Genomic DNA, 24,036 nt, shown 5'->3' on the forward strand with positions numbered 1-24,036 from the left:
CCTTATTGATTCAAATATGACGCATAAGGTCGAGCATAAGATGGATCTATATCAGGCTTCCAAGGAGCAAAATTATTCCTACCATAAATTAGATCGTTATCTGTATATGTAAACTGAATTTTGTATGGACTTCCTGTGGGAGAGTGCTGTGGATAGGCAATATGATTTAGCTTATTTCTGCTGTAAATAATTGCTTTTTGAATAAAATCCCTATTAGGGTCAATATACTGATCTAGCGTTCCAGTTGCACCATCAATAAAGTCATAGCTATCATCAAATATTTTTATTCCATCAGGACTCCTGACGCTACCATAAACTTTTAAGTCATCCACAGGCCAAGGCATTGCCATAGTTAGCCCACTCCCTACTGGCTTTACAACTCTGCCATCAACACGAAGAATAAAGTCATTTAATCCTCGACCGTAAATTTCATTTGCCATTCGATAGGATAAGTTTTCGCCTTTAGGTAAGTAGCCTTGCTTTATTACCTGATCAGTTCTTGCTTCTAAGTCGAATATTGCTCCCGGATCTGTAACTAAAGTAGTAGCATCAACTAAGCCTGTTACTATTTTATCCCCAATCCAAAACGCACCTTCGGCATGTTTATCTAGAGCTTGATACCCAATATTTGCAAGGTTATCAGGATCAAGTGCATGACTTACTACCTGCTTCGTATAGTCCCAGCCATTTCTAATCGCGGCAGCTCTAGCCTTACCAGCTCCCCACATAGCATTATCAGCTGCTAGGTGAGCTTCTAGGTTGAACTCTACCCCCATTTGAGGGCGTGCTCTAACACCTGCGTCGTACATAGCTTCACCACGTCTTACAGCTGCATCCCAAGAAGCATCTAGTCGTTGGTGCATTGCCTTAATCTGATTATCGTGGTGTGTTTGAGTACGGCCAATTATTTGACTTGTCGCAGAGCCAAGCATCATGCCCATATTAGGAGTGCCACGGAGGTGATCACTCAGGTAGCCAATCATGTCATAGCCATCTTGAACGGTACTCACTGACGATAAATCAAAGTGACCTGTTTGGCCTTCAGCATTGGTAACGCTGTAGTCCGTGCCATTACCCAGTGACTTACCACCCATGCTGACAGTACCACCCGAAATGCTTCCACCATTTTCAGAGGCTATTTTTTGAGCTACTTGCTGTACGGCTTGCTGTGGTGTTGCACCATTCTCTACAGCTTTAGCGACCGTTTCTTTTACTTCATTGGTCTTAGCTTGCTCTCGCTGCATTCCTGCTGCAATACTATTCCCAATCGCATTGCCAAAGGCATCTGCAACTACCTGTTTACCATTCCACGAACCTTCATTATTTACTAGTTTCTTTGTGGCATATGCAACACCTGAACCTGCAATATTTTTAACAACATCTGTCATGATGTTTGTTTGCTCTCCATAGCGAGACGGTGGAGGCATAACTGCACTACTAGCGGCGCTTGCTGCCATATTAGCCCAGCTAAATGAAGATGGTTCACCTACCATTTTACTTGCTATGTGTTGTGTTCCATATTCCACTGCGCCTCGTAATGCTCGCTCTCCTATCAGCTTTGCTGTATAGCCTGCCTCCGTCCCCAAGTCACCCACAAGACCATTTGTCACTCCAGCACTTAGTCCAGCTACCGCGACTTGTCCCCAACTAAACTCCTCCTGAACACCTAATGCCATTCCTGTTAATTGACCTGCTACGCTCCCTGCTGCTGCCGCTAACCCTGCTCCAACCGCTGAAAACGAGCCTCCCGCTCCCAATGCAGTCCCCGCCATCGCTAAACCTGCTCCTGCGGTCGCAATGGCCGTAACAACCATGACAATTATCATGGCCACCATATTACACGCAGCCTCTGGCGGTGGCGGCACAAACGGTAAGCTTGGCGTGGTATCACCTATCTGCTCTGCCACATTATACGCGGTAAAGGTATCAAACCGGTTGGCGTTATTTGCTTGCTCTGGGATGGTGAGTGTTTGTCCTGCCACTAACGGCTCGCCTGCTTCTAGCGAAATACCATTCACATCGGCAATGATATACCAATAGTCTGGATTACCGTAGTACGCGACCGCGATGCTTTGTAAGGTTTCACCCGTGGTGACTTGGTGGCGCATAGCACTACCCGGTGCTTTTGCTGATATCCCTGCAAAGTGTGCCTGCTTAACTGTGACCTCGCCGTTTTCTTTCATTTCACCGAGGTAATTACCACCTGCATGCAGATAGTGACTGGTGGTCGAACGCATTTCTTTTTCACCGTCTTCCCAATGCGTACTTTTGCTTTCTGTAAACCTAATGGTATGTGCTACAGTTGGCCGTTCTTCCGGTAATCCCGGTACGTTGGTTGGCGGATTATTTGGGAAGGTGATTGGGGTCTCTTCACCATTTGGTTTTGTTGTACCACCACCGTTAATCGGCCCTTCAACCGGTACTGATGGCAATGCGCCTAAGTGTGTTCTGTTTTGTGTACCCGATACTTTCTTTACTAACTTACCATCTGCTGATGTATCAAAGTAACGCGCACTGATTTTACTACCTTCTATTGTTGACTTTTCTTCTATTGCATAACGATTACCGCTTGCGTCATAGAAGCTGGTAGTAGTTGTCGGTTTATATCCTTCGGTGTTACTTGACCCACTCACTCTACTTTCTAAATACTGCTGACGACCTGTATAAGTATAACTAAAGGTGTGCATGTACTGGCTTGGCGTTGTATGGTCACTGGTATCTGTTCTTTTATGGTTATTGTATTTCATCCTTTCCATACGACCTGCGTCGTCGTAGAAATAAGTTGATGTATTTAATCCATGGCTAGTACTCTCTGATAATAAACCAGTTAAGTTGGCATCAATAACCTGATGCGTACCTTGAGCTGTGAACTGCGCTTTTAATACATCTTCTAACGATGCTTGCACCCAGCCACTCTGGCTAACTTTGTCAAAGTTACCATCAACCGTATACTCAAATCGCTGTATTGACTTTTCTTCGCCCGATAAGTCAAAAGTGACGTCGTAGCTCCAGTCGCCATCTCTTACTTCCAAGGTTCTCGTCGATGTCGGAGCAAAATAGTTAAGCGTTAACTCCTTCTGGCCTAAGATATTGTATTCGTGACGCACTTGGCGCGACCACGCAATATCATTCCAACTTCGATTATAACGCTCGGCGAACAAGTCTACTTCTAAGTTACGGCCATATTGGTGCTCAGCAGTAGTCGAGTACGTTTGGCGCATACTTGCTAAGTGACCCTGTGCGGTATAGCTGAGCGCTTGTGCGGTAAACCCTTTATCGTTGATAATGAAATCTGCACGCCCTGCGGCGTCATACTCAAAGTATTGGCCGTGTTGGCTTATGCCTAGAGTGCCATTTTCTTCCCTATTACCTCTGTAAACAACAACAGCCGTGAGCGATATTATTAACCGCTCACATTGTTGTGATTACATACCTAGTCATTCAATATGTCGGAAGGCGCCTCCGGCTTTTCCAACCTACACCCCATAAACGTTAAGCGTAGGTCGGTTAAGCGTAGCGCCACCCGACAAATTAACCCGACGTACGGCCGTCTAAGTCCCTGTGTAGTCGTTGATACGATCGTACATGAGTAATAAAACAAACATTAATAAATCCGTCTTAGTTTCGTTCACTTTTTCAACTTGTAACAAATACTCTTCTTTAAACGGCCAAATTGACGTTTTCAAAATTAAAATTGCAACTATTTTTTCTTGAATAGAAATTGTCCAACGCAATTTATTCCATTGAGGCTTATCAATTTCAATATCGCTAAAGCCAGGAATTTTTACTATCAAAGGGTACTCTTTAACAGCACCACAGGTCTTAATACTACATGGTTTAGCTTTGTAATAAGGATAAATGGAACCTTTTTGATAAGAGTATAAAAACTCATTTTCATTTTTTAAAAAAGATCCATTGTTAAATCCTATTTCATAACTTTCATTTAAGCTCGTATCAAAAGATACCCTATCTTTTCTAAATAGCTTTTTGTTTACAGTTATTGAAACTTCAACATTCATAGTGCATGTTACTTCAGTCATTTAAGGCTTACCTCGCCATTCAGCAGATAGTGTTATTCCCATAAATTCCCAACCAGCATTTATTGCTGGTACAGTCATCCCATTTGTTGTTCTAGCACCAACACTACCTTTGAATTTTCCAAACCTAGTCTTAAATAAATCACTTTTAAGTGCATCAGTTTCATAAATTTGGCTAAATTCACCCGTATCTAGATCGTACCTACCAGCAAAGTTAAGGTTATCACTTTTGAATGTCTTAGAACTATAACCAACATCTCCAGAAATGGATGCAGTAAATGCTTTACCTAAATTTGGTAGTTTACCCTGAACAAACGATGCTTCGTCATTGTAAATTCCAAAAACATACTTTCCTTCAATAGTTTTGTCGAAAGCGCTAATTGCTACAGAACCTCTTACCAGCCCTCCTTGATCAACTAGTCTTACCGCAGTGCTCAATAGTACACTTGTCTGATTAGCATACCCCCAACCTTTATTAGCGTACACCGAAGCGGCTGATCCATCACTCATTAACCCGTGCATAGAATCACCTATTACACTCACACCTGCTCCAGATAAATTATACCCACCGTAGATATATGACGAACCAGAAGCAATAGAACCAGCTCCATAGCCAGAAATTAGTACTCCTTTAAAAGTATTTCTAACGCCTTGAAACGCAACTTTTGCACCAAGTCCAACTACGCCAACACCCGTGGTGAGAAGGGCGATATCCGCTGCGTAATCTGCACCAACTCTAACAGCTTCAGCAAACTCATCAGTCTGGTTACTAGCCCAAGCCCAACGAGTAGCATCATCATTCATATCAACGAGCCAACCTTGCGTTGTCCCTGCAGTGAACTTCGCCATATCCATACGTGCTATTGTATCGCCTTGTGCATATCTACCAAGATTAGCGTTTAAGAATTGTTGACCGCGAACACGCTCAGCAGCACCTAATTGTTGACCATGGTTAATTGCAGCATTTGTGACAGAAGCAATATTACTCTTCGTAGCTAGCGAGCTAACCGCAACTGATGAACGGACATTTGCATCATAATCAATGGAGTAATTACTATAGGTATTATGAAGGTCTTCCATACCTTGCGTAATAGCATTAGTTTGAGAAGTTAGGTTTTCAGCCACTTGATTAGCAGCTTTTGATCTTGATATACGCAAACTATTTTCAACATTCTTATTAACAGTTGCACTTGAATTTTGGAACAGCTCTTGTCCCATTTTATCCAATTTTTCCTGACGCTCAAGGTCTGCTATACGTTGTGACTTAATAATTGACTGGGCAATACTGTTCCCAATCGCATTGCCAAAGGCATCCGCAAGCACTTCCTTGCCATTCCAACTTCTGTCACCACCAAACGCGCGATTCACACCATAACCCACGGCACTTCCTACAACATTGTTAACAACATCTGTTGCAATATTACCTGAGCCATTTGAACCTACTATGCGCCCTCCAAATGCAGCCGATGCTGCTGACGCTGCGACATTCGCCCAACTAAACCCTGATGGTTTACCCACCATAGCATTACCTGCCGCTGTGGCAACACTGCTTGCTGCACCTGCGATTGCACGCCCTACTGGTGTTAATACCGCTTTGCCTTTGTCTAGTACTGTAAACATGCCCTCTGATGTACCACCTGCTCCCATGCCTTGCGCTGCTGCACCACCAACACCACCTGCAAAGGCGGCAACCGCTACTTGCCCCCAATCAAAACCTTGTTGTTGACCCAGTGCAATAGCAGTGCCCTGAGAAGCAACACTGCCCGCAGCACCCGCCGCGGCGCCAGCTTGCCATGCGGCCATCCCCATTTGTGTTGCTGCACCATATGTCACCACTGACACTACAATGGCCACTATCACAACAATAATCGTTGCCACCATATTACACGCAGCCTCTGGCGGTGGCGGCACAAACGGTAAGCTTGGCGTGGTGTCACCTATCTGCTCCGCCACATTATACGCGGTAAAGGTATCAAACCGGTTGGCGTTATTTGCTTGCTCTGGGATGGTGAGTGTTTGTCCTGCCACTAACGGCTCGCCTGCTTCTAGCGAAATACCATTCACATCGGCAATGATATACCAATAGTCTGGATTACCGTAGTACGCGACCGCGATGCTTTGTAAGGTTTCACCCGTGGTGACTTGGTGGCGCATAGCACTACCCGGTGCTTTTGCTGATATCCCTTCAAAGTGTGCCTGCTTAACTGTGACCTCGCCGTTTTCTTTCATTTCACCGAGGTAATTACCACCTGCATGCAGATAGTGACTGGTGGTCGAACGCATTTCTTTTTCACCGCCTTCCCAATGCGTACTTTTGCTTTCTGTAAACCTAATGGTATGTGCTACAGTTGGCCGTTCTTCCGGTAATCCCGGTACGTTGGTTGGCGGATTATTTGGGAAGGTGATTGGGGTCTCTTCACCATTTGGTTTTGTTGTACCACCACCGTTAATCGGCCCTTCAACCGGTACTGATGGCAATGCGCCTAAGTGTGTTCTGTTTTGTGTACCCGATACTTTCTTTACTAACTTACCATCCGCTGATGTATCAAAGTAACGCGCACTGATTTTACTACCTTCTATTGTTGATTTTTCTTCTATTGCATAACGATTACCGCTTGCGTCATAGAAGCTGGTAGTAGTTGTCGGTTTATATCCTTCGGTGTTACTTGACCCACTCACTCTACTTTCTAAATACTGCTGACGACCTGTATAAGTATAACTAAAGGTGTGCATGTACTGGCTTGGCGTTGTATGGTCACTGGTATCTGTTCTTTTATAGTTATTGTATTTCATCCTGTCCATACGGCCTGCGTCGTCGTAGAAATAAGTTGATGTATTTAACCCATGACTAGTACTCTCTGATAATAAACCAGTTAAGTTGGCATCAATAACCTGATGCGTACCTTGAGCTGTGAACTGCGCTTTTAATACATCTTCTAACGATGCTTGCACCCAGCCACTCTGGCTAACTTTGTCAAAGTTACCATCAACCGTATACTCAAATCGCTGTATTGACTTTTCTTCGCCCGATAAGTCAAAAGTGACGTCATAGCTCCAGTCGCCATCTCTCACTTCCAAGGTTCTCGTCGATGTCGGAGCAAAATAGTTAAGCGTTAACGCCTTCTGGCCTAAGATATTGTATTCGTGACGCACTTGGCGCGACCACGCAATATCATTCCAACTTCGATTATAACGCTCGGCGAACAAGTCTACTTCTAAGTTACGGCCATATTGGTGCTCAGCAGTAGTCGAGTACGTTTGGCGCATACTTGCTAAGTGACCCTGTGCGGTATAGCTGAGCGCTTGTGCGGTAAACCCTTTATCGTTGATAATGAAATCTGCACGTCCTGCGGCGTCATACTCGAAGTATTGGCCATGTTGGCTTATGCCTATAGTGCCATTTTCTTTCATGTTGCCACCGTCAATCACTACGCGATTGGCAGTATCATAAGTAAACCAGTAGGTGTCTTGTGTGGCTTTCTCATCAATCTGAATTTCACCTTTCGATTCCAATGCCACATCACCATCTTTAGCGATAAAGGTAATTTTTAACTTATCTGCAAAGTCCTGTGACGGCCTTCCACTTAATAACCCTGTTTCACTATCAAAATGTAACCAATTTAGTGATTCAGGAATGACGATTTCTGGCGCATCATCACTTGAACTGGCGGCTGCCATTAACATAGAGGAAGGCATTGCCATACTATGCATCATCGAGTTAGTTGCCGCATTTGGCGTAACTTCTTCAGGAACATTTGCCTCTGGCAGTTCAATCACTACGCCATAGCGAGCAGCATCACCTAAACCACTGAAGTATTGTTTTACATCAATACTTATCATTTCCGCTTTAACTGCTTCTATCACACCTGCATCTTTGGCCTGCGGCCCAGTAACTCGTATTCGAAATTCACCTTGCTGTGTTTGGCCATTAGGATTTGTAGCGGTAATTTGAATATACTGCCCTGCCGTTACGTCTGCTTGTGAAGGAGTGCCACTAATGATGCCATCATGGCTAATACTTAGCCAACTTTCCGCAGGTAAAGGTTGATATGTGCCATTGGCAGTGCGTATTTGTGCTTCATAGGCAATATCCTGCCCCAACGCTGAAAATGCATTGGCTACGTTATAATTAAAAGCTTTACCGTAGTCTGTTTGTTGGTGTGTTAATGCCACGGTTTCAATAGGTGTTACCGCTAACGCATTTACTGCTAGGGTTATTTGCGCACTGGCTTGCTCACCACTTGGGTCTGTCGCACGTAAATTAATCACAATATTTTCCGTTGGTGCATTCAACGGGGCAAAACCGTATATTTCTTGTGTGCTAACGCCATGAGTAAGCCAATCTGGTAATGCGCTTACATCGTAATCTAATACGTCATTATTGGCATCTACGAAGGTTACTGGTATGCGCACAAAGTCACCTGCTGTGACTGTAGCAGTATGCATTCCCTCATAAGTAGGTGCTACATTTGGATCGAACACCGTCAGCATAAACTGCTGCGCAGTCGTCTCTATGCCATCTGACGCTTTAATTTGTATAGTGTAATCGCCAGGCGTCGCAACAGTTCCATTTAGACGCCCAGTACTTGCATCGAAAGTTAACCCTGTAGGTAGCTCTGTTATCGTCCATCCTGTTTGGTCATTTCCTATTAACGCTGCAGCGCTTAAAGTTAATGCATCGTTGTTTGCATCATCAAAATGCGCACCTACTTCATAGTCAATAGGAGTGTTCATGGCTTTAACCAAATCAGCAATTGGTCTAGCTGATGGGGCAAAGTTATTAGGCATCGCATCAAAAGAGTTAGCTAAGTCTCTCCCTCGGTGACGGCTGCCATCTGCAAAGTGGATGAAGTCCATCATATGTTGAACATCACTAAACCAATCACTTACTCGCAATATGTTGTTCGTGCTATTAACAAATAACACGGCATCATCACCATCACGGTAGTAGGTTATTTCATCAGCATTGATATCGTCAAAGTAAATGGCATTACCAGACCCACTATCAATAATAGTGTCGTTGCCATCGCCCTTAGCGTAGTAGTATCGGTCATGGTATAACGCACCTGTGAGTGTATCGTTACCCAGTCCTCCTCGATGCCCTAAATACATTGAAGCACTCATACCTTCTTGGTTAAAGCTCCATGTGTCATCTCCTGCAGTGCCTTCAATAACTAACTGCTGTCCAATATGATGGCGATTCCAATGAGTTCCATCTGCAAACTCGATATTTTCAATGCGTATATCTGTCGCACCATCAACAAACCAGTCTTTTATCGTAATTATGGCGCCGTCAGGTAAGCCAATATACATATCCCCTACAGGACCACCTTTGGCATAAATACGAATATTGTCAGCTGTAATTCCAGTGCCAAATATGATGGTGTCATTGTCTCTAATATCATTAATGATGTCGTTACCATCACCTAAATCATAATAATAGCGGTCAGCAAAGCTCCCCCCGATAATGGTATCGTCGCCTAACCCACCTCGGTACCCTAATTCATTATATGCACCACTGTGATCCAATATATCGTTACCATCTGTTCCTACACGTTGCAATTCACGACCAATATCACGGCGATCCATGCTAGTGCCATCACTGAACACTATGCTTTCCAACGTGATGTACTTGCCATCAAACCAGTTAGCGAACGCTATTGTTTCACCATCAGGCAAGTTTATATATAAATGGCTATCATCCGCTGTAAAGTTAATGTTGTCTTGCGTAATTCCTGCTCCAAAGATAATACTGTCATTGCCTGCTGTATCTGTGATCAAATCACTGCCGTCGCCTAAGTTATAGTAATAGCGATCGTCAAATACACCGCCGCCTAATTCATCATCACCTTTGCCTCCACGATGTCCAAGCTCATTAAACGCCGCTGTATAGTCCCATACATCCTTTTCTTCTGTTCCCTCAATGGTTAATACACGACCAATATCACGGTGAGTCCACTGTGTATTATCAGAAAATACTATGTACTCTAATGCAATGTTTTTACCTGTAAGCCAGTTTTTATAGGTTAATTTTTCACCGGTTGATAAAGTAATATACAAATTTTCATTATCTGCTGTAACAGCTATATTGCCTGGTGTAATACCATTTCCTAGCGTTAATGTATCAGTACCGTCAGCATCATCAATAATTACATCACCATCACCTAATTTATAGGTAAAGTTATCTGTGCCTGAACTACCTGTTATCACAGTTTCAGAAGCTTGTGTATTGGCTAGCTGTGCACTTGTTATGCTGCTTGGTGTAGATTCTATCACTGATCGAGCGCTAACCGTCACAGGGGCATTCATAGAAAGCATCTTTGGATTAAGGCCACCGTCACGATCCCAACCTATAAGCTCAAATTCAAATCTTAGAGTAGGAGAATCATTACCTTTACTATCAATAGCCTTTACATATGCATGGTGCTTTTTCGTATACCTTTCGTTATTAACAATCTCCAGATAAGAGCCAAAAACCTTCCCTTTTGAACCGCTCAAGTATTCATAAGATAAATAATCTTCAGGATCATTATCTTCAAAGTACGCGCTAAGATTTATGGCTCTCTCTACTCCACTAGCAATAGTTTCTAAACTAGGATATTTCTTCACTGTTGGCGCATTATTGATGGGTTCAGGATTCGTCGGCGGTTCCGGATTAGTCGGCTCCTCCGGATTAGTAGGTTCCTCCGGATTAGTCGGTGGCTCTGGATTAGTCGGTGGCTCTGGATTAGTCGGCTCCTCCGGATTAGTAGGTTCCTCCGGATTAGTCGGTGGCTCTGGATTAGTCGGTGGCTCTGGATTAGTCGGTGGCTCTGGATTAGTCGGTGGCTCTGGATTAGTCGGTGGCTCTGGATTAGTCGGTGGCGCTGGCTTTCTTCCCACATTTATCGTCAGTGTATTGATAACTTCGGAGTTTATACCATCTGATGCAAAAATATCGATTACGTACACACCAACTTGCGCGTTCCCGCCACCAGAAAACGTTACTTTACTTCTTTTAGCCTTACCTACAGGCTTAGTAGGATTATCATAAGTGAAAGATTCATTAACGTTTAACCATGTGAGTTTCTGTTCTAACTGAGACTCCGTTAGCTTTTCTCCATTATTCACAGTATAGGTAAATGTTAAGGTATCAAGATGATTAATGTCTGTATACAAAAAGTACTTTGTCGGCATTCCATAACCAGTATAAAAGCCTACTGTTTGTTCACTACCTATTGCGTTCGGCTTTTCATTATATTTAATCGTAATCTCATGTTCTGTTGGCGCATCATTGCCTTGCTGCACCATTAATGTGAACCTTCCCTCCTCATAATTATTATTCACATTGATTGAGTCGTCATCATGTAGTGTAAACCAGTCGTTTGCCCGCTCTTCTCTTTCATCCCAGCTTCCTTCGCTGTTCCTCCAGTCTACCATGCCATATACTGAGTTTTCCTTCACCCAAACCGACGAATAATTACCTCCTGTTACTAAACTAGATAACGCAACATTCTCACCACCTTTAACTGTAATTGATGACTTAACACTTATAGGCTCAACAACATTAATAGCGATGTTTGCACGTACTTTCGCATTCTTACCATCTGATGCAAATACAGCAAAATTATAAACACCTACAGGGGCACTGCTTATTTTAGAAAATCGTACTTCACCCAGCTTTGACGAACCCTGACCTGCACCGCCAACACTAGGTGCAACCACACTCTCTGACTCACTAATACTCAGCCAATCAATACTATTTTCAAGTTGTGACTTTGTTAGTTCTGGCCCATTATTTAGCCTATATGTATAAGTTAGCGTATCAAGTTCATTAATATCCTTAAACGCTACTTTCATGCCGTACTTCGTTTTATTTTTATCTACAAAAACTGACCCGCCACTTGTTCCATCTGGCTTTTCATTATACGCAATATTAACTTTGTGCTCCGTCGGTGCATTATTTCCTTGCTGCACCATTAATGTAAATTCACCTCTTTCGTAACTGTTGTTTGCAGTTATTGAGTCGTCATCGTGCAATGTAAGCCAGTTTGTCACTCGCGTCTGTCTCGAGTCCCAACTTCCATTATAAAAATACTCTTCTGCATATACTGAGTTTTCCTTCACCCAAACCGACGAATAATTACCTCCTGTTACTAAACTAGATAACGCAACATTCTCACCACTTTTAACTGTAATTGATGACTTAACACTTATAGGCTCAACAACATTAATAGCGATGTTTGCACGTACTTTCGCATTCTTACCATCTGATGCAAATACAGCAAAATTATAAACACCTACAGGGGCACTGCTTATTTTAGAAAATCGTACTTCACCCAGCTTTGACGAACCCTGACCTGCACCGCCAACACTAGGTGCAACCACACTCTCTGACTCACTAATACTCAGCCAATCAATACTATTTTCAAGTTGTGACTTTGTTAGTTCTGGCCCATTATTTAGCCTATATGTATAAGTTAGCGTATCAAGTTCATTAATATCCTTAAACGCTACTTTCATGCCGTACTTCGTTTTATTTTTATCTACAAAAACTGACCCGCCACTTGTTCCATCTGGCTTTTCATTATACGCAATATTAACTTTGTGCTCCGTCGGTGCATTATTTCCTTGCTGCACCATTAATGTAAATTCACCTCTTTCGTAACTGTTGTTTGCAGTTATTGAGTCGTCATCGTGCAATGTAAGCCAGTTTGTCACTCGCGTCTGTCTCGAGTCCCAACTTCCATTATAAAAATACTCTTCTGCATATACTGAGTTTTCCTTCACCCAAACCGACGAATAATTACCTCCTGTTACTAAACTAGATAACGCAACATTCTCACCACCTTTAACTGTAATTGATGACTTAACACTTATAGGCTCAACAACATTAATAGCGATGTTTGCACGTACTTTCGCATTCTTACCATCTGATGCAAATACAGCAAAATTATAAACACCTACAGGGGCACTGCTTATTTTAGAAAATCGTACTTCACCCAGCTTTGACGAACCCTGACCTGCACCGCCAACACTAGGTGCAACCACACTCTCTGACTCACTAATACTCAGCCAATCAATACTATTTTCAAGTTGTGACTTTGTTAGTTCTGGCCCATTATTTAGCCTATATGTATAAGTTAGCGTATCAAGTTCATTAATATCCTTAAACGCTACTTTCATGCCGTACTTCGTTTTATTTTTATCTACAAAAACTGACCCGCCACTTGTTCCATCTGGCTTTTCATTATACGCAATATTAACTTTGTGCTCCGTCGGTGCATTATTTCCTTGCTGCACCATTAATGTAAATTCACCTCTTTCGTAACTGTTGTTTGCAGTTATTGAGTCGTCATCGTGCAATGTAAGCCAGTTTGTCACTCGCGTCTGTCTCGAGTCCCAACTTCCATTATAAAAATACTCTTCTGCATATACTGAGTTTTCCTTCACCCAAACCGACGAATAATTACCTCCTGTTACTAAACTAGATAACGCAACATTCTCACCACTTTTAACTGTAATTGATGAGACCACAATAGGTTTGTCACTTTTCTCAACAACAAATTCAAATTCTTTGACAAGGGGGACTGGACTATACAAGTCAGATACTGTAACAATAACATTACTCACTTCCACAGTCGTCGGTGAACCACTGATTGTCAAAACATAAGGAGGCTTAAACGTCCCACCACTGCTTTCATCATCGAGGTCATCTAGCGATATACGTTCAAATGAGTACTCCAAACCATTTGGAAGTCCTACTACTTCGGCAGTTAAATTATCGAATTCAACATCTGTAAAATAATGTTCTAAAATAAACTCCTCGCCGACCATACCTTTTTGAGGAGAAATATCACTCGCTTCAGGCGGGTGATTATATGTTTTGCTATACTCAATTTCGAGTGAGCTATACATATTAGCATTACCACTCTGTGTTGCAGTGATCAATAGCTTGCCCTGCCTAGAGAGTTTATCTGCTCCTGTATATGAGACTAAATAAGTATTCGTTTCTGGTTGATACACCCCTATATTAAAAGCCGCCCCTTGAACCTCTGGCTCTGCTATAATGCTATATATTAATTCATCCCCATTGTGGTCTGTGAACGCTGGTAGGCTAAACTCTCCGTCTCCATACCCCGATAGCTTTACATGACTAAATACAGGTGGTTGCGGCTTCGCATCAATTAATATCGTCGTCGGAATCGAATGCTCTGGCTGTGAATTGTTATCACGATATATATTGATAAGCACTTCTCGCTCAACATCGGTTACTATTGCTCCCTCTGTGATACTTAACAAGTTGAAGCTAGGCTCTCCTGATTGACTAATCTTGCTGCTTCCAACCTCTTTGTCCTTTACCTCAAACCTAATGCCATCAGTGATACCGTCTAAATACTGCATTAAGTCAAGCGTAAAGCCATCATATTGTTGTAACTTAATTCCCTCTTCTGGCAGGGTAAAAGTGGAGGCTGGCCCCGCAATACCTAAATTAAACGGCGTACTTTTAACACCATCGCTTGCACTAATCGTTACATCAAGTTGTGTGCCTAGCATACTTTCTGGAACAACTGCCCCTGCTTTCGTGGCTAATGTTAAACGACCGTTTTTATCTACCTTAAACTCAAACCATTCTGATAACGCAGTTTTTTCTGAATCGGTATAGCCCTCACTCCAATCCGCACTAAACGTTAAGGCTTGCTTTTCGGGATCTTCAATATATGTGTTCAAATCTAGCGTGTGCGGTCCATACGGTTGACTAATAGTAAAATCAGGCACCGCATCAAAGTTTTTACCTTCTTTAAAGCGTGGCCCTAAATTAGCAATTACTGGCAAACTAATTGGTAATAATACAAAGTGATCGCTCGGCCCATCAATGACACTAGCTCGTATACTAAAGGTGTAGGTGCCAGCACTGTTAGCAGTTTTACCTGGCTTGATACGTAACACAATACGTGGAGGCTGCTCGGCTAATGCTGCTGAGTCAAGCTCTATCCAGTCAGGGACTGGGTAGTTGACGTCAGGATTTGCAGGATCTACAAACGGGACAAGGTCGTATTGTAACGCGTCACCTTCAGCATCATAAAAAATATGCTCTGCCAGCCCTATTTCTTCACTATAGGTACTGCTTCCAACGGACACTGGAGGGTATGCTACTCCTTCAAAGTCAGGGTTATACATCGGTGCACCATCACCTATTAAGGTAACATTTCCTGTGTAACCATTAACCACGTTCATGCTGCGTCGGTTACCCATTGCGTCGTATGTATAGTCAATCACTGCAACCGTTTCATCTTGCAGCGCATCAGTCACTATCACGCGTTTAACACGGCCATTACTGTCGTATTTTAATGTGGTAACTTCATGGTTTTGCTCACTGATGGCATTTTCAGTATAACGGTCTTCTTCAATTGTTTTTCCAGTTTGATCATACTTAAACTTGGTGATAGATCCTGTGTCATCATCATGAATACTTTTCACCATTCCATTGTCATAATAGGTGTATGTCACTGTTTGATCATTAATGCCGTTACCACCTAAATCAACAGTACGCGTGCGTAATTGACCATTGATGTAATTATGCTTGACCTTATTGCCACCTAAGTCGTTTAGGTTATCGATTTGTCCAAAATAGTTATACAGCCAAACATTACGGTGCTTGTCACTATTACTATTTAGCACCAAACCATCGTAACTCTCTAAAACTCTATTACCACGACTATCATATTCATAGGACATCTCAACTCCGCCTGGGGTACGTGAATATGTCATTTGTCCTAAGGTATTGTATAGGTATATATATTCGTTTCCTGCTGCATCCCAGTATGAGGTTTTATGTCCCAATTCGTTATATTGATAACGGTTTAACGACGTATAAACCTGTTGTCCTTGTTCATTAATTCTAATATCACCCGTCTCAATCACTTTACCTAGTTTATTCAGCTTGTTTGTGGTGATATAACCAATTCCGTTTTGACTTGCTGTTTGCTCTCCAAAAGCGTTGTAACCTACGCGAGTTATATTGTCTGTTTCGTCTTTGCTCGCTGCCAATTGTCCACTTTGCGTATATTGATTAAGGCGATAGCTTAAAACATTCGTCTGCTTTGAATCATTTTGATTCGCATCTAAACGCCCTATTAGACGTCCGTTTTTGTCAAAAAAGTTAGTGAATGTAGGACGTACTACATATTCGTTTCCGTGTTCACTCATCACGCTGACTAATGGACGTTTTTCTTCAATTAATTTATTTGCGTGGTTATACACATAGTTAGTCGTATTATTATTAGCGTCAATAAACTGCGTTGTGTTGCCCCAGCGATCATACGATTGACGGATTGATGGCTTCACCGTTACGCCATCAACCGCAAACGTTGCCATATACTGCTGTTTAGCTCGACCAAGTTTATCGTATAAGGTTACTGTTGCACCTGACTCTGGGTGCGATTGATAAACAAGGTTTCCTTGCAGGTCATAACGATAGACTTTTTTCACTCCATCACCACCATTACCTGACGTTAGATTGCCAACGCTGTTGTAAGTATACTTTTCTTGTAATGGTTGTTGATCTGATGGAGTAAATAGCGGGTCTTGTGGATCACCTTTAGCAACAACTTCGCCAAATGCGTTATATTGCATTGCTTGAAAGCGCTCAATCCTGTCGTCTTTACCCTGAACTTCACGTAAATGTGTGATGGCAACTTGCTGCCCTAAGTCGTCATACTGGTATTGCACAGTGGCATAATCAGTGGTTTTATCTTGCGGGGCATAATGCCATTGTCCCTCAGGTCTTATGCTCACCTCTTCATTAATGTTAGCTTTCACGGCAAAGCGTTCTTGATACAACGTTTTTAAATATTCATCCTGTACTTCAACTACAACAGTAAAATCAACCTGATTGGGCGCTGTACCTTCTAAATAGCCAGTGTCTTTGTTAAGTGTCAACCATGACGGCAAGTCATGATATCTGTATTCATCGTGTTGGCTATATCTACCGGAGCGCTCAGTTTCAACTTGTGCTTTGTAATGATATTGCTGCTCTGCTACTTCAAATCCGACGGCTTGCTCTATTATCTTATCAGCATGATCGTAAACATAGGTTGTCGTAGCGCCTTCAGCGTCCACACTACGAATAACTTGGTCTTTATTATTATAGACATTGCTTGTTATGCGATTTTTCTCGGTATGAAGCAGCTGGCCATCATTGTCAACATCTGTACCCGAAATTGACAGCACTACATTACCAAACGCATCATAGTAATATTGCGATTGCAAGACTGTATTCTGACTTTGCCACTCTGATGTAAGCTTATCAACATCGATTACTGTTGCCTGCTGTTGCACGCCTACAGCACGTCCTAATTCATCATATTCTGTAAGCGTTGCAACCCCATTTTGAATAAGCTGCTCAACGTTGCCTAATGCATCGTATTTTGTCTCAATAACACTCTTTGCAGTATTTCCTTCATGCTTAACTACTTTTTTTGCTTGCGCGATATCTTCATTGTCTAGAGTGTGGTAGACGATGTTTGTTTGAATATCATGTGTCTTACGCCCTAAATTATCATAGCGGTATTCCCATGTTCGGTTTTGGGCTTGGGCAGCAGACGGCTTCGCTGGATTCGGGATCACTTGCTTATCTATCGAGGTAACGGGTTGAGCATACTCTGTATATTTATCTACTTCACCAAACTCATTGTAAGACCACTTACTAACATAACCTTCTGCATCAACAGTATGTGTGCGCTGCCCTAAATCATTATAATAATGCGTGGTAGCAGCACTCTCTCGGCTATTAATACGTGTACTTTCAACAACCACATCGCCAAACGCGTTATATTCATATTTGGTTTCTGGCTGTCCAGTTTTTGCAACCACGCTCCCTGTACTGGTGACTTCCCAATACGTAATACTCGGCTGTTTAACACTGGTTTTTTGATTTAATGTATTGTATTCAGTATGAATTGTTCTGACGTCAGTACTGCTTAATTGTGACAACTGCCCTTCAATTTGCGCTAACGTTATTGCGCTACCAGCAGACCATGGCTCAGCTTGCTCACCTCCTGTCTGCGTAAAGCTAGTAGTCTCTAAACGCTGTCCATAACGAGTTAAGTGCGTTTGATTGCCTTGAGCATCATATTGATAACCTGTTACATACCCTTCAGCATCAACATCATAAGCAACTTGTCCAACTGCGTTGTAAACTTTGTAAGTATAGATATGCTTGTCGTTGCCTTCACTATCCTGAGTAGTGATCAGGTTAACGACTGCTTGACCAAGTGCATTATATGTAACTGTTGAGTGTACAGGCGCAGCGCTTGATGCATTAGGCTCAATAATGCCACTCTGGCGACCACTAGCATCATATTTGAATTCAGTTGTGCGGATACCAGTGAGTATAGCTTGCGACCAACTTTGAGTAGTATCGTCAACTTGTGTTGTATATCCTTGATGACGTAATTTAACGTTTCCAGTACTGTCATACACAAACTCCGTGACTTGGCGAGCTAAATGCGGCTCAGCACTGTTAACTGTAACTCCGGCCCAATAAGCCGTGACTTGTGGTGAAATTTCACGTGTTAAACGACCACCATCATCGTATGTATAGTGCCACGTTTGATTCTTTTTATTGGTGTAACTTTTCTTCAAACCATTGTCGAAGTATGTCCATGACTCAATATGTCCTTGAGCATCAATGATCTTTTCAACTTGACCAGCAGCAGTGTAAAAGGTGTAGGTTTCGCGCGATGCTTCGGCAACCGTAGCATTAGTGTATAAGGTTTCCAAACGGCTGTAACTTAGGTTAGGATCGTAGGCCAATGCCGAGGCATGGGCAATCATCGCGCTTTCTTGCCCTGCTAAGTTATAACGATGCTCTATTACACCGCCTTGGTCATCTATAGTGAACCTTAAGCGGCCTGCGTTGTCGTAAAATAGTTCCGTTATACGGTTATCAGTATTGTTATGCAGTTCTTTTAATACGCTCTTAATTGCTTCTGAACTATAATTATTTTTGTACTCAATAGGGCCATCAAAAGCACGTGTTTTAATCAGGCGTCCAGCTGCATCATACTCACTTTGTTTTACATAAGCCTGACCATTAGCTAACTTTTGTAAACTATACAGTGCTTGGCCATTACCATCATATATCGTAGCCGTTATTTGATCAGTATCAGTATCAGTCGTTGGACGTAACGCGGCTAATTCACTATCGCTCAAGTTACCCACTAATAATGCCGTAACTTGCTCATCTGTTAAGACCTTCGTTGTTGCATAACGAATTCGTTCAGTTACCAAGCCACGAGCATTGTACACATTTTCAACTACTCCACCTTGCGCATCAATACTAAAACGCAAGCGCCCTGCGTCATCATAGCTATTATACGAAGTAAGCTTATCTCCTTTACTCCATGCATCTATATCAGAAATAGTCATAGAAACAGTGGCTTTATCACCTGTAAACACATCGCTTATGTTAGATATATAGCGCGTACTGGCCACACGGCGCCCAGCTGTATCGTAATGAGATTGAACTAAACTATTATCTGGATTCAATTGGTATACTAAACGACCTAAGCCATCATGTGCATAGCGAGTGACCTGTCCTTTAGCATCTGTTTTGCTAATAACATTACCATTAGCGTCATATAGATAATCGGTATTTGAATTAATACCACCTTCATCTACAATGCGTGATTTTAAACGGTTATTGTCATCGTATTTGAAGGTAGTAGTGATACTTTGCTCACTACCAAATCCTTTAACTTCAGTTAACTTATTGCCATTCTTATCATAACTATAATGGATATGCTCATCAGTACTGGTTAACGTGTTGTCAACCACTTCACCTTTTATAATATCCGTTAATTCGCCATGTTCGTTGTAAATAAACTTTGTGCCGTTGCCAGCACCATTAACTATTAACTTTTTACGTTTTGTATCATCGTATTCAGTTGTAGTAGTACGTTGTGAAGCATCCGTAACACTAACAGTTCGCCCAAATACATCCACTTCAATTTTTTCGGTCACTACACCATTTGCTGTCGTATATGATGTAACCGTTTGGCCTGCGTTATCATCATAGATATAGGTTGTACTATTGTTATTGCGATCCGTGCTAGACTCTATTCTGCCAAACGCATCAAAAGTAACACCAGTAGTCAGCGCATCTCCTTCTTTATCTGTTAACGTGCTAGTATGTAAACCACGCTTATCATAGCCAAAGGTGTCGAGGCGCGTTGTTGTGTCTGTTAATTGGGTGGTTAAAGTAACTGTTTCACCAAATGCGTTATAATCACGGTTTACATAACTACCCGCACTATCTGTCGTAATATCAAGTTGCCCGCGGTGTGTGTATGTGTTGTTTATTACATTGTCATGCGTGCTGGAAAGCGATGTAAGCACCGAATCAATGTCACTTATATTACCACCTGATAACGTATTTAACGCATTGACTGGTGTGACATAGTTACGCACACTTGTTTGCTCACCAAACGCATTGTATGTTATGCGCTGTGTATTACCTGAACCATCAATCGTAGCTGCCAGCTCGCCGCGCATAGTGTAATAAAAATACGTTATCTGCCCCTCATTATCTGATGAGCTTACTAAACGCCCTTGACTGTCGTATACATTGTCTCGCCCTACTAACGTCGCTAACGTCTCAGCTATCGCCGTTGCGGTTTTTTCCACACCATCACTACGCTCACCGTCAAGTCGGCCTATCTCACGTCCCAACTCATCAAGTTTAATAAGCGTGGTGCGTGCTGAAGCGAAATCATTAGTATCAACAGTCGTAGTGCCGATTAACTGACCTTGTTCATTATAGGTGTAGTCAATACGAATATTCTGAGGAGCAAGTGTTTTGCTGTGTAGTTGTCCACGGTCATTGTAAGTATGGGAAGTAACATGATCATTTACAGTGATATTTGTCGGCAGTGTGACTTTACCACCTATAGATATTGATACATGACGCTCTGCATACTCAATAACTTTATCAACTTGACCATCATTGTGATAGGAAGTTCGTGTTAGTTTACCTTCAGGGTTCACAGTAGCGATTAGCTGTCCACGGCCGTCATAACGGTAATGCGACACTCTATCTTTTGAGAAGTTTCTGCTGGGTTGCAACTCTGACCAACTTTGCTCAATAATATTACGAGAAGTTAAATTCTGCTTTCTATTTGCATACGCCAGTACCGCCGTTTGCTGACCTGCTTTATCGTAGATAAACTCTGTAACATAGCCTTCACCATCTATCGTGGCCCATAATTGACCATCAGGCGTATAAATATTGCGTGATACACGCGCGCTCATATCAGCACCTGGTGCTACTTGAGGCGTGCCATTTTCATTCACCACTACATCCTGAGGGCGGTGATATTCAATAGTATGGGTTAAGCGGTGCGCTCCGTCATAGCGATATTCTGTTGCGTATCCATCTGCATCGACGGTAAAGGTTTTACGTCCACTATCATCGTAATAACTAGCCAATGTTCTGTCTTGCAATGTGTCACGCTGACTATCACTTATGTGTGCTACTATATCCGTAACCGCAGTTATATTTCCGTTAGCTTCTGTTAGCGAATTACCAGATAGCCAACCACTTGTAGTAATCAGGTTGGCATACGCTGTAGTAGTCGTAAGTTGATTCGCTTCATTATAGGTGTACTCAGTAATTGCTCCTGCTCGGTCTACACTGTATTTTAGTCGCCCTGCATTATCATATAACGTGTAGCTAACTGCACCATTAGCGTGGCGTTGCGCCACTTGTTGTTGCTGCGCATTAAAAATATATTCTACTTGATTGAATGCGACTGTATCAGATGCAGTGCCCGCTGATACCTCTATTGCACGTCCTGCTTTGTCGTAACTGGTTGTAGTAACCAAACCATTATTTTGTGTTACCGTAATTTTTTGGGTCGCGTCGTCATATACATAACTTTCTAACGCCGTTCTCTCCTCCATTGCTGTACTTGCCAATACAGTATCAAACTTCTGCGTTATACGACCAAGTCCATCATAATTAAGTACTGACTGGCGTAATTCAGGTGTAGTTTCTGTAAGTAAGCGACCGTACATATCATAGGTAAAGGTCTTAGTACTTGCTGTACTTGTAACACCAATACCACTTTCATCAACTTCCGTGTAATGAGTTTGTGTATGTAATTGCCCTCTAAAATCGTAGGTATACCCAATAAGCTGCACATCATACTCACCAAATAAGCCAAGCTCTCCCAACCACTCTATAAGATCTGACTCAGCTAGCACTTGCTCATACACTAACCCGTTCGTATTATAGTTATCTTGGGTATATACATGCTGTGAAACACGCTGACCGAACGTGTTATAACGGTACTCTGTCACCTGACCACTTGGCGTTAACATAAAGCGTAACTGATGGTTGTCATTATAAACAAAGCGAGTTGATGCTGGTAAACTAGCTGTTTCATCGCCATTACCATCTGGATCTGGCTTAGCAAATACCGTTTCGATGATTAATTGGTTATGAATATTAAATTTTCGCTCAACACGATTTCCTTGCGCGTCTTGCTGACTTATTTGATTACCCATTGCGTCATAACCAAACGTTACCGTATTGTCCAGTCCGTCAGTAATAGTCTCTAGGTTATCACTCGCGTCATAGCTGTACTTTGTTGTAACTTCTTGTCCATTAACAGTTGCCGTACGTGAAAGCAGCTTTCCTTCATCATCGTAACCTAGTTTTATTTCTGTACCGTCAACAGTGATAGTAGAGCTATTATCAGAATAACGGTAAGTCGTTGTATGGTTCTCACCATCAGTCACTTTATGAATTTTACCGCTATTGTAGTATTGAAAGGTTAGCGTGGTACCATCTGACTGCGTTAAGGTTTTTAATTGGTCTGATGTGTTGCTGGTGTAGGTGTAGCTTGTAACATATTCTTTTTGGTCTGTTGCATTATCTGGTGTTAAGTCAACTCGTACATGCTCTAGGCGACCTTGTGTATCATATTCATACTTGTATACTGCCTGAGTCGTCGCATCATCACTATTAAGTGTTATCGATTCCAGCTGCTGTGCGGCATTATAATTAAACGTCGTGGTCGTTTGTCCGTTCGTATTATCTGTCAGTACTTTTGCTAGGCGACCATTGGCATACACAAAGTGTTGCCCTTTGCCATTTTTATCAACAATACTCTTAAGCTTGCCATCAGCGGCATATCGCATTGAGGCAAGACTTGTTCCTTCTGTGTATACCCAGTCTGCACCATCTCGTACCATTTTGTCGTGTGCACCACGACCATCGGTACTGATGTACGCGCCCTCAATGGCGTTATAAGTAAAGGTTTGCACCGCGCCGTCAGCCGTCACACGCTTTACTGAACTACCAGTGTAGTCAGTCACTGAACTTAAGAAACCAAGACGCCAGTTATCGTCACCATTGTTATCATTGATGCTACCCAAGCTATTGTATGTACGTAATACACCAAAGTCTGCACCTAGTGCTGATAATTTATCATCTCGCCCTTGAACAATTAAGTTACCTGTCATGGCATTAATAAAGACTTGTTCATTGGCTTGACCAATGCCTGCTTGACCTACCGCCCCTTGTTGGCCGAGTGATGATATTGATGAATTAAATAGACCTGCTGCGTCACCTGAAACAATTGCAACCACGTTTTCGTTCCTTCCGTATAATTATTATTCTATTAGCACCCAACGATGCTGTTATATTTAATAAGTCCAAGGAATACGAAAAATGTTTAGCTATTTTTTAATTTTTTTGAATTTTTATGCAGACCAATGGGATTTATATCATAAACTTACAGTTATTCTTTTTTTCTGGGCAACTAGCACTTATGAAAAAGTAATAATTGAGCCATGTTCTTTATGTGCGCTCTAACCTCCTTTAACAATGCACTTAACTGTAATATATTCACACTGTGTCTACCCATCTTGCTGGGAATAACCAACTATCAAGAATCCAACTTAGTATAGGCGTATTAAAGCTATTAGATTTCGCTATACTTATCCGTAAACC

The 24,036-nt window shown here is 42.2% G+C and carries 3 protein-coding genes; all 3 read right to left on the reverse strand.

Annotated elements, in window-relative coordinates; translation table 11 throughout:
* Nucleotides 1–2: 2 nt before the first annotated feature.
* The 3 genes from HUU81_RS11195 to HUU81_RS11205 all read right to left on the reverse strand — a co-directional run bounded on the left by HUU81_RS11195 (nucleotide 3) and on the right by HUU81_RS11205 (nucleotide 23,672).
* Nucleotides 3–3,221 (reverse strand): LysM peptidoglycan-binding domain-containing protein, encoded by a 3,219-nt coding sequence (locus HUU81_RS11195; protein WP_199609034.1) that lies wholly within the window; start codon nucleotides 3,219–3,221, stop codon nucleotides 3–5.
* 330 nt (nucleotides 3,222–3,551) lie between these two features.
* Nucleotides 3,552–4,040 (reverse strand): hypothetical protein, encoded by a 489-nt coding sequence (locus tag HUU81_RS11200; protein ID WP_199609035.1) that lies wholly within the window; start codon nucleotides 4,038–4,040, stop codon nucleotides 3,552–3,554.
* Nucleotides 4,041–23,672: a putative Ig domain-containing protein gene (locus HUU81_RS11205; RefSeq protein WP_199609036.1), complete on the reverse strand. Its 19,632-nt coding sequence runs from the start codon at nucleotides 23,670–23,672 to the stop codon at nucleotides 4,041–4,043.
* Between the last annotated feature and the right edge of the window lie 364 nt (nucleotides 23,673–24,036).

Source organism: Flocculibacter collagenilyticus (assembly GCF_016469335.1).
Lineage (GTDB): Bacteria > Pseudomonadota > Gammaproteobacteria > Enterobacterales > Alteromonadaceae > Flocculibacter > Flocculibacter collagenilyticus.

Excerpts from the sequence above, each read along its gene's own strand:
- HUU81_RS11195 (WP_199609034.1), bottom strand. The coding sequence starts at position 3,221 with ATGCGCCAAACGTACTCGACTACTGCTGAGCACCAATATGGCCGTAAC.
- HUU81_RS11200 (WP_199609035.1), bottom strand. The coding sequence starts at position 4,040 with ATGACTGAAGTAACATGCACTATGAATGTTGAAGTTTCAATAACTGTA.